Origin of the sequence: Paenibacillus sp. FA6, from assembly GCF_051550225.1 — a bacterium.
GTDB lineage: Bacteria > Bacillota > Bacilli > Paenibacillales > Paenibacillaceae > Paenibacillus_AQ.
Genome location: NZ_CP188820.1, coordinates 1,732,739 through 1,748,069, shown reverse-complemented (window position 1 = coordinate 1,748,069; position 15,331 = coordinate 1,732,739). Strand labels below are relative to the sequence as shown.

10 protein-coding genes are annotated in these 15,331 nt (G+C 43.0%); all 10 read right to left on the bottom strand.

Annotated features, from left to right (window positions below; genetic code table 11):
• Positions 1-9: 9 nt before the first annotated feature.
• Positions 10-1,332 (bottom strand): LLM class flavin-dependent oxidoreductase, encoded by a 1,323-nt coding sequence (locus ACP8HI_RS08045; RefSeq protein WP_438350587.1) that lies wholly within the window; start codon positions 1,330-1,332, stop codon positions 10-12.
• Between the two features lie 24 nt (positions 1,333-1,356).
• Entirely contained in the window at positions 1,357-2,730 is a 1,374-nt protein-coding gene (locus ACP8HI_RS08040) for an ABC transporter substrate-binding protein (RefSeq protein ID WP_438350586.1), read from the bottom strand.
• A gap of 33 nt (positions 2,731-2,763) precedes the next feature.
• Positions 2,764-4,083, bottom strand: coding sequence for an LLM class flavin-dependent oxidoreductase (locus tag ACP8HI_RS08035; RefSeq protein ID WP_438350585.1), 1,320 nt, complete (start codon positions 4,081-4,083; stop codon positions 2,764-2,766).
• A gap of 247 nt (positions 4,084-4,330) precedes the next feature.
• Positions 4,331-5,272: a carbohydrate ABC transporter permease gene (locus ACP8HI_RS08030; RefSeq protein ID WP_438350584.1), complete on the bottom strand. Its 942-nt coding sequence runs from the start codon at positions 5,270-5,272 to the stop codon at positions 4,331-4,333.
• Between the two features lie 52 nt (positions 5,273-5,324).
• Positions 5,325-6,191 carry a carbohydrate ABC transporter permease gene (locus ACP8HI_RS08025; protein ID WP_438350583.1) on the bottom strand — a complete coding sequence of 289 codons (867 nt, stop codon included), beginning with the start codon at positions 6,189-6,191 and terminating at the stop codon, positions 5,325-5,327.
• The gene (locus ACP8HI_RS08020; RefSeq protein ID WP_438350582.1) at positions 6,188-8,458 is read right to left on the bottom strand and encodes a DUF5696 domain-containing protein; all 2,271 of its coding nucleotides are present in this window, start codon (positions 8,456-8,458) and stop codon (positions 6,188-6,190) included. The genes ACP8HI_RS08025 and ACP8HI_RS08020 overlap by 4 nt, the downstream gene beginning before the upstream one ends.
• Entirely contained in the window at positions 8,455-10,614 is a 2,160-nt protein-coding gene (locus ACP8HI_RS08015; RefSeq protein ID WP_438350581.1) for a YIP1 family protein, read from the bottom strand. Before ACP8HI_RS08015 ends, ACP8HI_RS08020 begins: the two co-directional genes overlap by 4 nt.
• Positions 10,615-10,617: 3 nt before the next feature.
• A complete protein-coding gene (locus ACP8HI_RS08010) occupies positions 10,618-11,421 on the bottom strand; it encodes a carbohydrate ABC transporter permease (protein ID WP_438351750.1) in 804 nt (267 codons plus the stop codon).
• Positions 11,422-11,469: 48 nt separating this feature from the next.
• Positions 11,470-12,366 (bottom strand): carbohydrate ABC transporter permease, encoded by an 897-nt coding sequence (locus ACP8HI_RS08005; protein WP_438350580.1) that lies wholly within the window; start codon positions 12,364-12,366, stop codon positions 11,470-11,472.
• Positions 12,356-15,322 (bottom strand): extracellular solute-binding protein, encoded by a 2,967-nt coding sequence (locus ACP8HI_RS08000; protein ID WP_438350579.1) that lies wholly within the window; start codon positions 15,320-15,322, stop codon positions 12,356-12,358. The genes ACP8HI_RS08005 and ACP8HI_RS08000 overlap by 11 nt, the downstream gene beginning before the upstream one ends.
• Positions 15,323-15,331: the final 9 nt, after the last annotated feature.

Below are 15,331 nucleotides of genomic sequence, written 5' to 3'. Positions count from 1 at the left end.
CTAAACGTTCTACAGAGTCGAACTCAGTTGATAGCGAGTATTAGCTGGTCTTGCAAGTCCAAGGTTCTCTCTTAGCGTGGTACCTTCGTATTCGGTACGGAATAAGCCACGATTCTGCAATTCAGGAATGACCTTGTCAACGAATATGTTCAATCCGCTAGGATATATTTGTGGCATTACATTAAATCCATCAGCTGCTCCATTCAGGAACCATTTCTCAATCACATCTGCCAGCCCAAGCGGTGTCCCCGTAAACGTAAAGTGGCCTCTAGCACCAGCCAAACGATTAATTAATTGACGTAGGGACAAGTTTTCCTTACGAATCAAATCTAATATAAGTTGATGTCTGCTTTTATTTCCGTTGACCTCTTCCGTTTCACGCACGCCTTCAAGAGTTAATGGTTGATCCAACGGATACTCCGACAAATCAATGCCTAAACGTTCAGACAAACTCTTAACTGCGCCGTCTTTGTTAACCAGTTCGAATAATTGATTCTCGATTTCTTTAGCCTCTGCTTCCGTTCCAGCAATAATCGGGCTAATTCCAGGTAATATTTTCAGTTGATCGGCTGTACGTCCATATTTGACAAGACGTGATTTCACATTCGTGTAAAAAGCCTGTGCATCCTCAAAGTTCTGATGCGCTGTAAAAATAACTTCAGCAGATTTCGCAGCAAATTCCTTACCACTCTCCGATGAACCAGCCTGAACCAATACCGGATATCCTTGCGGTGGTCGTGCAATGTTAAGTGGACCTTTCACAGCGTAATATTTGCCCTTAAAATCGATTTCATGTACTTTTCCTTTGACGGTGCGAATACCCGCTACCTTGTCATTAATAATCGCATCATCTTCCCAGCTATCCCATAATTGCTTTACAACATCTACAAATTCATCGGCTTCTTCATATCGCAACGAGTGCTCGGGATGCTCCTCTCTGCTGAAATTCAATGCAGCCGATCCACCCCCGGTTACAATATTCCAGCCGGCTCTCCCCCTGCTAATATGATCCAACGAAGCGAACTTGCGCGCTACATGGAAGGGCTCATTATAAGTAGTGCCGACCGTGGCAATCAGTCCGATATGCTTCGTTCTGCTCGCAAGTGCTGCCAGTTCAGTAAATGGCTCCAATTTGTTGGATCGCCCTGCATACCCATCGGCTAGAAAAACGGAATCTAACAACCCACGCTCAGCAGTCTGTACGATTTCAAGTACATGCTGAAAATCAAGATTCCGTTCCGGCTGCGCTTCCGGAAGCCTCCAGGAAGCCTCATGATGACCTGTTCCGAACAAAAATGCATTAAGATTCAACTTACGTTGCTGGCTACTCATTTCTTATCCCCCTTGTTTCATTCATTATTGTCCTATCGTCGTTTTTAATGTTTCAACATCCTTATTGATTGCTTCCGTTGCTTTACGTATCGCCGAGTTCACGTCAAGCCCATGAATGGCAATATCCTCTGCTGCTTCTGTAAGTCTTATCGTTATTTCCGACTCATATGGATGCTGATAATGCTCTTGAATCGGTTCACCGATAAATACATTTTGAACCGTTTTTCCTTGCAACACTGGAATTTCTGCACCGTATTCTTTCTCAAGCTCCGGATTAATAACAGACGGAACTCTACCATTTCTAGCGATAATCCGTTGTCCTTCATCCGATAATATCTCAGCAATAACCTGGAAAGCCTCATCCTGATGAGGGCTTTGACTATTGATAGAAATAGAATGAATTTGTGCCTCTCTTGTTTTGCCAAGCTGATCATCGAAATTCGGAACCGGTGCAATATCCCAGTTGAATTCAACACCCTGCTGCCGTAGCTCTTCCAATGGACCAACCATATTCGCCAGCCAAGAAACACGCATTGCGATGTTCTGATCTTTCATGAAATGATCACGTGTCCAATTCCAAGTTCCATCGGTAGTTACATACCCTGGAATATCCACGATTTCCTTGTATAGCTCAAATATTCGCAACCATTCTGGGGTGTCAAGTGCTGCCTGACCCGTTTCCCGATCCACATACGGCGAGCCAAGTGATTTATTTAAACCTGTTAAATTATCTACAACAAGACCGATATAATTAACGCCATTTTCCGTTCTAGTTAGTTGCTTTCCAATTTCGATCGCTTGATCCCATGTCAATTGCTCTGCTGTCGGATAGGGAACACCGAATTTATCGAAAATATCCTTATTGTAGTACAGAACGTGCTGATTAATATTGAAAGGAAGCGCAAGTACGGCATCGCCCTGTCCTTTCGTAATTTCCTTAATATAGTCATAACCAATCGGCTTAAGACGGCTTTCATCCAATTTATGTTTTTTGATTAGTTCTCTTAAATCCTGATAAACTCCCGTACGAATGACTCGCTGCGTCACAGCTCCGAATATAATATCTGGAACATGCGTAGACAGCACTTCTTCCGGAGTCGTTGTCGCCGCAGGCGTAATCCGTTCAATCGTCACATTCGGGTACTTAGTATGAATCGGACCCGCAATCATGACTTCGAATTCTACATCCGTGAAAGTAGCTCCCACGCTGTAAAAGGTTAAGTTAAGAGGCTCATCGCCGAGTTTTTTGAAATGGGCAACTTCCGCAGTTTCATTAACCTTATTAGAACCATTTATATTTACTGTCGTCTGACTTTCTGGAACTGTTTTACTGTTTCCACAAGCTACTAGCGCTATAATAAGCAAACTGATACTAATGGTGTACATCATTTTTTTCATGTCGATCCCTCTCATCCCTTTAGTAAATGATATTTATACTTTCAACGAGCGAAAACGTGTGTTCTCAGGGCGTTGTAACCCTAAGCTATCACGCAGCGTTCTCCCCTCATACTCGGTACGGAACAAGCCGCGATTTTGCAATTCGGGAATCACTTTATCCACGAAGATCTCAAGACCTGAAGGGAACAACTGCGGCAATACATTGAATCCATCCGCTGCATGATTCTTAAACCATTTCTCGATAAAGTCAGCGGTCTGTAGGACCGATCCAGTGAAGGTAACGTGGCCATGCCCCCCATTGCTGCGGTAGAGGAGCTGGCGAATGGTGAAGTTCTCTCGTCGTGCAGCATCTATAACAACTTCTTGACGACTACGAATACCATTGAACTCCTCCGAAGCCTTCGCCTGATCTAGCGGTACTAGAGCATCGAGCGGATAATCAGATAGATCAACATTGAATCGCTCCGACAGACTTCGAAGAGCTTCCTTCGTGTCTACTAACGAATGCAATTCTTCCTCGATGTCTCTTGCCTCCGCTTCCGTATCCGCAACGATTGGAGCAAGGCCTGGCAGTATAACGAGTTCATCATGTGTTCTTCCATACTTAGCCAGTCTTGATTTCACATCGCTGTAAAATTCACGACCTGCATCAAAAGTTTGCTGCGCGGTAAAGATGACTTCAGCGGTCTTCGCAGCCAATTCCTTGCCTCTCTCGGAGGAGCCCGCCTGTACCAGTACGGGGTAGCCTTGGGGCGGACGTGGTATATTCAATGGACCTTTGACGGCGTATGTCTTACCCTTAAAGTTAATCTCGTAAACCTTATTCGGATCAACCAATTTGCCAGCCTGCTTATCGAATATAAGCGCATCGTCCTCCCAGCTGTCCCACAGCTGCTTCACGACCTCGACGAATTCCTCACCCGTTTCATAGCGCTCTGCATGCTCAGGGTGTTCATTCCTGCTGAAGTTATGGGCAGCTGATCCTGCGCCCGTTACAATATTCCATCCAGCTCTACCTCCGCTAATATGATCCAAGGAGGCGAATTGTCTAGCCACATGGAATGGCTCATTATATACCGTTCCTACCGTAGCGATTAATCCGATATGCTCCGTCACTGACGCTAGCGCCGATAGGAGGGTGAACGGCTCAAATTTACTTTGACCTCCTGCATAGCCGTCTGCAAGGAAAATGGAGTCAAGCTTACCGCGTTCTGCGATTGTAGCTAGATTTGTCAAAAAATCAATATCTAACTCATGCTCGGGGCTAGACGAAGGATGACGCCAAGAACCTGCATGGTGCCCTGTTGCCCGCAGAAATACATTTAAATGTAACTTGCGATCATTTATAGTCATTTTTAGTTTCCCCTTTTCTATTGCTTCATTTTTTAGAACCATACATCTCTCTTAACTCAGATGTCAGAAATAACTCCTCTTACGCCCCTCTCTTTTGAATTAGTATTTTGGTTACAAAAAAATAACCGGAGATGCCTCAAAGGCAGTCTCCGGTTATCCGGTCGATTAATCCATAGTATTCTGATGTGTTTATTTAAAAACTTAGAGTGATGTAAATTTAACACCACTACTTTAGTTTGTCAACAACTTATTCCACCAGTCCAGTCCGTTCCACACCTTCTATAAACCAACGCTGAGCGAACAAATAGATGACCAGTAGCGGCATAATAATGAGGAAGGATGCTGCCATTTTTATCGCTTCCGCATATACCGTTAATTGACCTGCACCTTCTGCCAGCTTCATTTCACCCGCCATCCTCGCTAACGTAATGGATAATGGAACATTCTCAGCCGTAAACATATATAACGATGGGAAGTAGAAATCATTCCAATTCCATACGAATGAGAATAGAACAACGACAATGGTCGCCGATCTCGAAAGTGGAAACATCACGCGGAAGAACAACCGAAAAACACCTGCCCCATCTATTCTGGCCGCTTCATCCAGTTCCTTTGGCAACGTGGAATAGAATGATCGATATATGATTACAAACATAGCACCCTTTAGTCCATGTCCAAATAACGCAGGTACAACCATGGGCAAAAAGGTGTTCAACCAGCCAAACTCTTTGAACAGCATGATTGACGGCAATATTGTGATTTGTGGAGGCATAATAAACGTAAATAACAGTAAGGCTCCCCATAGTTTTTTCAGAGGGAAATCAAGACGAGCAAAGGCATATCCGGCAATTGCGCAAGAAAACACCTGTAGCACTGCTACCGAAGCGGCAAGCGATATACTGATCGCAAAGCTTTTTCCATATTTCAGCATTTCTGCTGCTTCTTTGAGATGTCCAAGGAATATCGTTTTCGGCACCCAAATGACAGACGGATCTAGTATGTTCTTAGCATCCTTAACCATCGTAGTTACCATGTAGAGAATGGGTTTAAGGTAAATAAAGGCTACGTTGATCAAAATGATATATATAATCACTTTAAAAAGAATGCCTTTGTCGATTTCGCTACCGATTACTCGATGTTTAAGCAAATCCAATCCTTTACGCAACGTATCATCGGAATATAGCTTCACCGGTAGGTGTCCCCTTTTTATTAGTTTCACTATGATCTCACCTCTCTCCTATTTATCGTTTTCCTGAAAATGACTTGTTCACCCTGCTGTACAGAAATAAGGTGAGCAGCACGACGGTTAGAATAATCGAAAAATAAATCCAAGCCAATGCACTGGAGCTACCGTAATTGCTAGTGTTGACTCGACTCACGATTGGATTCGATGGGAATGTGAATAAATCGACAACGGTGTACATCAAGTTCAAGAAGACATATGGAATCAGACCTGGCAGGGTTATTCTCCAAAAGGTATTCCAGGGTCCTGAGCCATCGATACGTGATGCCTCATAGACCGCTGCCGGTAGTGTTTGTCGACCTGCTAAGAAGATCAGAATTTGCACACCTGAATACCACAGTACGAGTACAAATGATCCCATAACATTCTGGATCGGTGATATCCAAGAACCCGGAACGTACTCTCGCAAATAAGAATCAATTCTAAGCGATTCCATGATACTCAGCGATCCCTCACCCTGAGCGATAAATTCCTGCACAATTTGACCCGAGGAAAAAATAACAGGAAGAAAGAATATCACTCTAAACAATGTTCGTCCTGGAAACTTCATGTTAAGCAAGATCGCGATGAGTAGGGAAAACACCAGAATGATAGGTATCATCATCGCTGACTCTTGTAGAAAAGGAAATAGCTCTTCATAGAGCAGACTCCCGTTCGCAACGAGTATTTCCCGGTAATGCTGAAAGCCAATAAATGTGTAATTGACTTTGTCCACTGTAATTCTCACCTGATGAAAGCTCATATATAGCGAATAGAATAAGGGGAATGCCACGAATGTTACAAATCCGAATACCCAAGGCGCTATAAATAAAGAGCCTTCAAGTTTGCGGATCGTGGTAGACTCTAGCTTACGTTTTAGTTTCACTTCGCTGTTCCCCCTTTAATGACGACAAAGTCCTTCGCAGGAACAACAAGTCCATCCTTACTGTAGTCAGTCAAATTGTAATTCACGATAATGCGATATTGATCACCATAAACCGTTTCTTTCACATTGGGCGCTAAAGTATGATGACCTGTAATAAACTGATCCTGCACAGCTGCTAAAGCTTCGTTCACTCTCGTATATTCATGAGTCAGCTGGTCAATCCAAACCTTATAGTTCAGGCTGTAGTACCATAATGAATAAGCGTTCTTGAAGTCAGCAGCTGCATCACCCGTGAATACATAAGTTGGGTATGCCCCATACTCAATATTTCGTAAAAATTCATTGTCGAATTCATTCCGTAAGTTTGAATATTCCAATGTGTAAGTGCGAAGTCCATGCAGGACAATTTGTGCAAAAGGAATCTCTTCGGAAATAAATACATCATATGAATAATCGCCAGTCAATCGATGAACATGATCAACTTGGTCAAGCGCATAGAAGTTAACATTATTAGCTGTAACAGATCCGAGCGTATCGATTGTTTGCTTGAATATGCTTCGTTGCACATCCACGATATCAACACGGCTTGATACATAACGGCTGTTGAAATCGGTATTCACCTGCTGACCAATCCCATCCTCGAAATAGATACCGTCTGCCCCAAGTTTCTTGTAACTGTCCAAATCCGAGGTAACTACCTTTTCGTAAAACTTTGGACTTACAAATGAACTTGCTTCTTGATCGGAATCCTTTACATCTTCTAGAACCGTACCAGCCAAATTACGCAGCCCATCACGTCTCCACCAGAAATGATCATCGCCATTATTATTCAACGTATAATTTGCTGTCAAATAGACGGGTATATCCAAGGAATGAGCAAACGATATGAAATCTTTCATCCCACTGGTTCCACCAATCCGTCTATCTACAGGGAAATATCCGCCATGCGTGCTATAGCCATCCTGCTGCCAGCCTATAAAATTAACGGACAAACGCTTCATGCCAAGCTTGTAAATGTCGTTTACGAGGGTAGTTGCTTCATCCGTCGTCGTTCCTTTTAAGTAAGAATCAAGAAATAATCCCTTCTCAATATCTCCTCCTACAATATCAATATAAAGCGGTACATCCTCTTTAGTCGCTTCTAGTGGTTTCACGCCTTGTACATCGATCAAGTATCTTCGATAGGCTGCAGCCATACCAACGTAATCACTCTCTTCTGGTGCAAGCGGATAGTAACGTGTAGCTCGCTTATCTGTAACGAATTTACCTCCACTATAGGTATAGAAGCCTTCTCCCGTACTCTTACTCACGCTTTGGAAGAAACGCTTGCGATATTGCCATTCAGTTGTTACCCAGTTGGACGCTCCGACCGCACCCGATGGGGCTGCATAAATATTGGCGAATGGCTCCCCTTCGGCCACCACAGCCAGAAATGCCTGATCACCTGACTTCAACCCAAATACCGGCATTGAAATTCGCTGTCTATCTGTATTCTCGTTATAAAAGGATAGATCATTGCCATATACGCTTTCGTTATAGGTTAATTGCTGCATGATTCTTTCAGAATCAAAACGTATCAGCGCACCTAAACCATCTGGTAGCATAATATAGCCATCTTGCCCAACCGAAGGTTGCGCACCGAACAAAGGATAGAGCTTAACATTGAGTAAGCTTAATTTCCCCTCGATAATGCCGGAGTCAACGATTCTCGTCTCAACATAATCATCCTTCAGACTTACTTCAATTGGGATTTTAAATTGTACCTTCGGTAAGACGAACGTTACAGTAAAGCCATTCTCGGTTGTCTTAAAGTTTTCTAGATAGCCCTTATCTTCGATTAGGCTGGTCGTAATGGATAATGATTTGTAGTTCTCCACATTCACATATTCAACCATTACTGGGGAGGACAAGTTATTCTTCCAAACAGTAGGGACAGTTTCCTTATCCCAATACTGCGGATCAGGATAAGAACGCCATACTTTACCAGTCGATTTATTAATGACCTGAAAGTGTGCTGTTGTGCTGTCGATGAGCAACTTCAATGATTCTGTTTCAGCTACCTGCTTGAAACGCTCCTCAACGGGTAATCCCTGTTCCACAGGGATTACCCCAACTGAATCGAACAATATCTCTGCATCGACCGCTAAGTCAGTGTCCTCGCTCGATGGATTCCAAACCCATATGAGCATCCATACTAACCCGACCAGCACAATTGTAATACAAACGAGCTTTGTAATTAATCTGTATTTGAATTTAACACTGGTCATCGTATGATCACCTCCTGATACAAGGAATAAATAAAGTTAATGAGTTCTGCACTTAAGCTAATAAATATGAAGATTAAAATAACCATAATGATAAGAGTAATAACGGATAAGAGGATGTTAAAGAGTGCCTCAATAAACGTATAGTTGTGTATCCCTTGAACCATCCATACGAACAGTAGCCCCGTCCATAACACGACAGACCATTCCAAAAAGTTAAAAATAGCTAACTCATTAAGTGTCATGACATTCGATAAGAGAGTCAATGGTAATCCTATAAGAATAATGGGGATTAGGGCATAGGAACTACCATACAACACATCTCTAAACCTTCCCTCTCCGCGAAGAAGGGAGCTTATCAAATAGTTAGAGATAACCCATCCGAACCATATCGCGCTAAACTGTACCACAATCGGCCATATATCCACACCTACAAAAACCGCGGGATTAAATACAAAGCTGATACCTGCCTCCATGAAGCCGAACGATGTAAGTGCAACGATAAGTATAATCAAGCTACTCCATAAACCTGCCTTATTCTCATATCTAATGGCGTAAAACCCATCAACTGGATGTTTGATTACATAACCAGCATGCTTTAATTGCAGCAACAATTTATTATTCACCTGAAAATGATTCTTCCATCGTTTCTGTAAACCTAGTCGCTTGGTGATCTGATTCCCAAATAAATAGAGTAGTCCGATAATGAGTGCAATGTTCATAATCAGGCCAAAGTTCCTCTGAAACCATTCCAACCGATTTTGCCAGAACGATTCTGAATATCCTCCAACTACACCTGATTGATAAAATAGTTGTTCAGCACTCTCATAATCTTCATGCTTGTATGCCGCCTTAGCTAGCCCAATCAAAGCGGGCGTATACTGAGCATTCAAGCGATGTACCTCTTGCCATAAAGGTTCACTTTCCTCATAGCGTCCCTCTTGAGTTAATTGATTCGCTTTATGTACCAACTCGCCAAACTCTGATAAACGCAGCACTTGAATTAGATTATTAACACTGTCGAGCACGAGAAGGTCGCCTTTGGAATTATTTGCAATCGCGGCAGGCGTTTTCACTACTCCTGATTTAGAAGTCGCATTAATGATGTCTCCGCCCCAAAAGAATAGCAAATTTCCATTTCTATCATACTGGCTAATCATATTGATCACCGTATCGGTAACCGTAATGTTGCCAGCTACATCGACTGTAATATCGCTTAATTGAGGACTTGGTGCATCGTGTCTACGTTCAAGTACTTCACCATAGGACCTATCCGCTTGCAAGGATGCAAATTCACCTTTACCTATTAATTGATTCAAGCCGGCAATGTTCAGTTTTTTAATTTGATCGGTCTCTATTTCTTTTGTAACGGTATAGATAAACCCGTCCTTGTCTATTGCGGAATTAGCAATAGCTCCAGGAAGCTTACTAAGCTCTCTTTGATACATCTCTCTCGTGTAAACAAAACGCTTGAAAGCATCAAATAAAGAGAATGCAACCCTATTGGAGCCAAAGAAGCTCTGAAACTCTCCGTCTGGATTAAGTTGAAGTAAGCCTTGGTAAGCACCAAGCGTCGTTACATAAATAAATCCGCGCTTATCCACGATGAGATTAACTGGATCGTATTTGAATGCTTCCGGTAAAAAGCTCGAAACGGGACGCCCGAACTCCTTCAGCAGTTTCCCTTCGTCATCCAGTCTAACGACCCGATTATTCCCTGTATCGGCGACATATATTTCACCCAGCTTATCGATGAACAGACCGCTAGGACCTTTAAGTGGACTTTCGTTTACTGTCATTTCACGAATGAACCGACCGTCTTGATCAAGATGAACAATTCGGTTATTGCCTGTATCAGCTATATAAATGTGATCCTTCTCATCCACAAATATATCTTTAGGCCGGTTAAGTGTTAGTACTGGCGCTTCCTTAGAGTTCGCCGATTCCTCTCCCAATATGGTTTGGTCCCTGCCGATTATACCGGCCGGAATATACGCCGCCTGAGTTTTCACCAATTGCCCGAATCCGTCCTTGTAATACGTTTCATACGGAAGTTGTGAGGCTGAAGCCTGCAAGCCGGGCCACGATATGTAAACCACAGCAATTAGAATGATAAATACCGGATGAATGCGCAGCCTCCTGTTCTTCAATCGTTTCACCCCCTATTTAATACCGGAATGTGCCATCGTAGAAATGACCTTCCCTTGCAAAATGACGAAGAAAATTAAATTAGGAATAAGCATGATAAGTGCCGCTACCGCAGCTGCACCTTGCCGCGCTACATTATTGGCAAGATTACTTGTCAATGTGGACAAGAAGAACGGGAAGTTCTTCATTTCGTCATCCTGCATAAATAACGAAGAGGTTTCTAGATTCCCCCATGAGTTTTGGAAGGCAAGAATGGCAACCGTCGCAATGGCTGGCATACACATTGGAATGACGATCCGAAAGAAAACGACGATTTCTTTTGCTCCATCTATTCGTGACGCTTCGATCAATGCGTCAGGTATTTGATCAATGAATTGCTTCAATAGAAAGACACCTACAGGTAGTGCAAGCACGGGGAGCAAATGTCCCCAATACGTATTCATTATGCCTAAATTGCTGACGACCAAATAACGAGGAATCTGAATAACCTCAGGCGTGAACATAAGCATTAATATAATGGTCGAAAAAATAAATTTACGTCCCGGAAAGGGATGCTTCGATAATGGATAGGCGCATAATGCACTCACGATTGTAACGCCAACGACACTCAGAACTGAAATAAAAAAACTATTGAATAAATACCGAGATACCGGAACAATTGAATTAGAAGATACCCATAGCAGTTCAACAAAGTTTTGAATATTCGGCTCACGAACAAAAAAGGTTGGAGGATATACAAACAACTCGTGATATGGCTTAAATGCATGATTAAATATATATATAATTGGAAAAATCATAATGATCGACAACAAAACCATGAATACATGAAACAGAATCTTTGATGTCAGGGCCGATTTTTTCACAAGTTATTCCTCCTTCGAACCGAACAATCCCCAACTTAGCTTGTTCGCAAAATACATGATTAATAGAAGAAACACGGATACTGCTGCTGCATAACCCATTTCGAATCGGATAAATCCATAATCATTAATATGATTAACGATCAAATGCCCCGCATATTCCGGTGTTGGGTTCTGGCCAGATAACTCTACACCAATCGATCCGGTCTTAAAGGTTGTGACGATAGCCATAACGGCTCCGAATAGCATTTGTGGTTTCATAGAAGGAATCGTAATAAACCAAAGTTCCTGCAGACTATTTCTGATCCCATCAATTCTACCGGCTTCATAGAGTACCGTATCAACATTTAAAATACCGGCTAGCATCGCTAGAAATCCTACGCCCATACTAGACCATAACGTCACTGCAATCATGGAATTCATTAATAGCTCGGGGCTGGTTATCCATAGCATCGGAACGTCAATGATTCCTAAATTCAACAGCACACTATTCAAATATCCAATTCGATCTCCAGTAAGCATCGGTAGCCAAATAATCGTCATGGCAATACCGATCGTAAGCGATGGTGTATACATGGCTAAAGCAATCCATTTACGAAAACCGCCACGAAGCCTCGAAATCAGCCAAGCGAGTAGAAATGCCGCTACATAGCCACCAGGTCCAACAATAATTGCGAATTTGAACGTATTCGGCAAAGCATGCTTCAGAAATAGCAGATCCTGCGCAATTAAGTATTGAAAGTTACTCCAACCGATAAAGCGCGGTGGCTCGACTGCATTATAATACGTGAAACTTAAACCAACTGCTGCTAAGATTGGAGTGACAATAAAAGCTATAAAACATAATAAAAAAGGCGCAATGAACAAATACGAAATTCGGAAAGACCATATTTTACTCCACATAGCGGTCAATTCCTTCCCACGGAGTATCTACAGCCTGGATGTCTAATGTTTTCAATCTATTGCCCACTGAATCAATAAACCCGAATTCTTCTTGCTTTCTATGCAACTCTCGATTAATATCCCTTACGGTTTGCTCAAGCGAGGACATATAATTAGTTGTTCCTACGACAGACCGAACCCAAGCATTATTCGTCTCTCGTTCCAGAAAATATCCGCCAGGCACGTTAGGAATATCCTTATACCACTTCCACTGATTCAGAATGACATTGGCATCCTCCTTTTTCCACGGAAGTTGCATGAAGGCTTCAACATTGGACGTATTCCAGCGGAAAGCTACACCGTTGACCGCTTCTAAATCCGATCCATATTGCTCCTGCACTTCGGTCGAAAGCCACCATTTCAAAAATTGCCAAGCTTCATCCTTCTTCTCCGACTTTTCAAAAATCACACCTGTCCGTTGTCCCCCTCCTGCCCAGCGGCTAATCGTACCGTCGACTTGCTTCGTCCCAGGAATAAGGGCAATACCCCAACGGCCATTTAATTCTGGCGCTGCTGCGGAGAGCTGTACATACATGTTGTAATCCGAAATGCCAATAGGCATTGTTCCTTTGCGGAAATGCTGATAAAAGCTCGGAACCTCTCGTTCTATCGCGTACGTATTAAACAAGTCGGTCCATTGCTTAAAGGCTTGATATGCCTCAGGCGTATCCAATCCTGAATTCACACCATCAGCTTCATAGAACTCAACACCATTTTGATAAAAGAAATGAGTAAACTCTTTAGGATTTACGTAAAAGTTCATGAAGTTTTGCTGCAGTGTCGGTAGCAAATCATACACATCATCCCATGTTTCCGGAATGTCTAGTCCCAGTCGCTGCAAAATATCCTTTCTATAATATAGAACCTGGAACGATTGTGTCTCCGGCACACCGTAGTAACCGCCATTATAATGAAGCGGAAGCCAAGAACCTGGACTAAACCTAGGGTACAGTTCTTCAAAATCATCAAATTGCGATAAATCCACTGTACTGCCACGTATGGCATAATCAACAGGCAAATCCTGCGTCAGCCCAAGGGCAACATCAGGCTGAACCCCTGCAGCATTAGACATAAGCAACAATTCAGGGTTTGGTAGCAGATTCACCTTCACTTCAATGCCCGTTTCTGGCGTAAAGGATTCATCCGCTAGCTGTTGCAATTGATCGACATAATCTCTGCCTCGTTGAACCCAAATATTTAATTTAGTTGTATCAAGCTCGCTCAAATTATCTCTCGTATCGAAGGAGTAGGAAAAGTTTTGTAGACTTCCCTTTACATTATTAAAGAAGGCCGACTCCATACGAGGTGTTTTTGCATTCTTTGGAATAATGTAAATCTCGTCAAGCTGTAAGGACTGCTTCACCAGCGAATCGATAAAAGTACCGAGTTTCTCCCTCATCGACGAAATCTCATCAATATGGTATGGAATCTCTTCCGGCTTCTCATTCAGCTCTCTAATATCCTTGGCTGATGTAACGAGGCCTTGACTTATGGAATCCTTATTTCCGTTCACCTTCACAAGCTGCGACGATAGGGCCTCCATAGCATCGGCAGCTAGCAATAGCCTGTCTGTTAATCCAGGTGAATCCTGCTCCATGTTCCAAGTGCGGTTCCGATCCAACACCGTCTTCGTCGATCCTGTCGTTGTTCCTGTTAACGTACGCAAGTCCCAATCAATGGAATCGAGATGTGCGTTCAGAGCCTCAATATCCACAATGATCGATTTGACGGGTGAATGGGTAACGGCCAGTGATAATGAATGCTTTCCCTCTTCAAGATAGAAGAGATAAGGGCTTTCGTCATCTGCACCAATCACCCTACCCTTCCAACCTGTCGAATATGGGAAACTGTAAGCCAATAGCTCCTTGAACGGTACTACTCCATCAATTCGGATCGTACGAAAGGATGTCTTCTGAGCTATCGTGTTTTGCAAGGCTCGAAATGCAATTTTATACATTCCCGTCTCCGGCACCTCAACAGTCCAAGTAATCTCTTGGTTCTGTTCAATCCAGCGGAGTCCACCTACGGTGTTGTATAGAGTTCTACCTTTATAACGAGGAACGGTACGTGAATTTTTATCAGAATACAGCTTGATCGCAGTATCGTTTTTGGAAGTAAAATCTTCAGCTTGCAGGGTTAAGGTTTCACCCTCAGTGACATGAACATTGTCGTAGCTAGCAGCCAACTCCTCGTAGGTAGCTATCGCTTCACTCGGAACGATTTGAATGGATTCAAGCGCTATTGGTCCATAACCTTCCAATCGAATCGTATGTGTACCTTCCTCGAAATGCCATTGTAACGGCTGTGAATAAGCTCCTCCGGAATCAATGAACGGATCTTGGCTCCACTCTGATACGTCAAGCGACCTTGGTCGAATTTCGTCACCATCCGAATTAGTTAATATAGGACGAACATCCTCCCATGAGCGATATAAAGATACGGAAGATGCTTCATGATACGGTCTATTACCATCTATCGTAACCCCGAACTGAATGGCGCCCTTCCCTCCAATACCTTTTAGCGCATGGTAGGATACTTGAATCTCGTACAATGCATCATTGGGAACGTCGATTTGATATTCCACCCAACTCAGACCGGTGGTATTCCAAATGAGCACATTTGATTTCCCTTCATAGTCTCCAGTTACTATCCCCTCGTCACCTGAACCTTTTGAGGGTTTCCCTGCATCAACGGTGACGGAGGCTGTTGCGTTTGGTAGATCCTGCTCCTTCCAGCCCGCCAGCACTTCTCCGAAATAAGGATCAATCTCGTAATTAAATGATGAATGAAGTTCAGGCACTACCTTCGTCTCAGAGGTTTCGCCTGATGCCAATTGGATTGCTGCTCTAGAAGAGAGTAACAAAACCACCAACAGTATGCCTCCGCTAAATCTAATCCATATCCTTGTTTTTTTCATAGCTAGAGC

Excerpts from the sequence above, each read along its gene's own strand:
- ACP8HI_RS08010 (WP_438351750.1), bottom strand. The coding sequence starts at position 11,421 with ATGGTTTTGTTGTCGATCATTATGATTTTTCCAATTATATATATATTT.
- ACP8HI_RS08040 (WP_438350586.1), bottom strand. The coding sequence starts at position 2,730 with ATGAAAAAAATGATGTACACCATTAGTATCAGTTTGCTTATTATAGCG.
- ACP8HI_RS08005 (WP_438350580.1), bottom strand. The coding sequence starts at position 12,366 with ATGTGGAGTAAAATATGGTCTTTCCGAATTTCGTATTTGTTCATTGCG.
- ACP8HI_RS08035 (WP_438350585.1), bottom strand. The coding sequence starts at position 4,083 with ATGACTATAAATGATCGCAAGTTACATTTAAATGTATTTCTGCGGGCA.
- ACP8HI_RS08000 (WP_438350579.1), bottom strand. The coding sequence starts at position 15,322 with ATGAAAAAAACAAGGATATGGATTAGATTTAGCGGAGGCATACTGTTG.
- ACP8HI_RS08020 (WP_438350582.1), bottom strand. The coding sequence starts at position 8,458 with ATGACCAGTGTTAAATTCAAATACAGATTAATTACAAAGCTCGTTTGT.
- ACP8HI_RS08045 (WP_438350587.1), bottom strand. The coding sequence starts at position 1,332 with ATGAGTAGCCAGCAACGTAAGTTGAATCTTAATGCATTTTTGTTCGGA.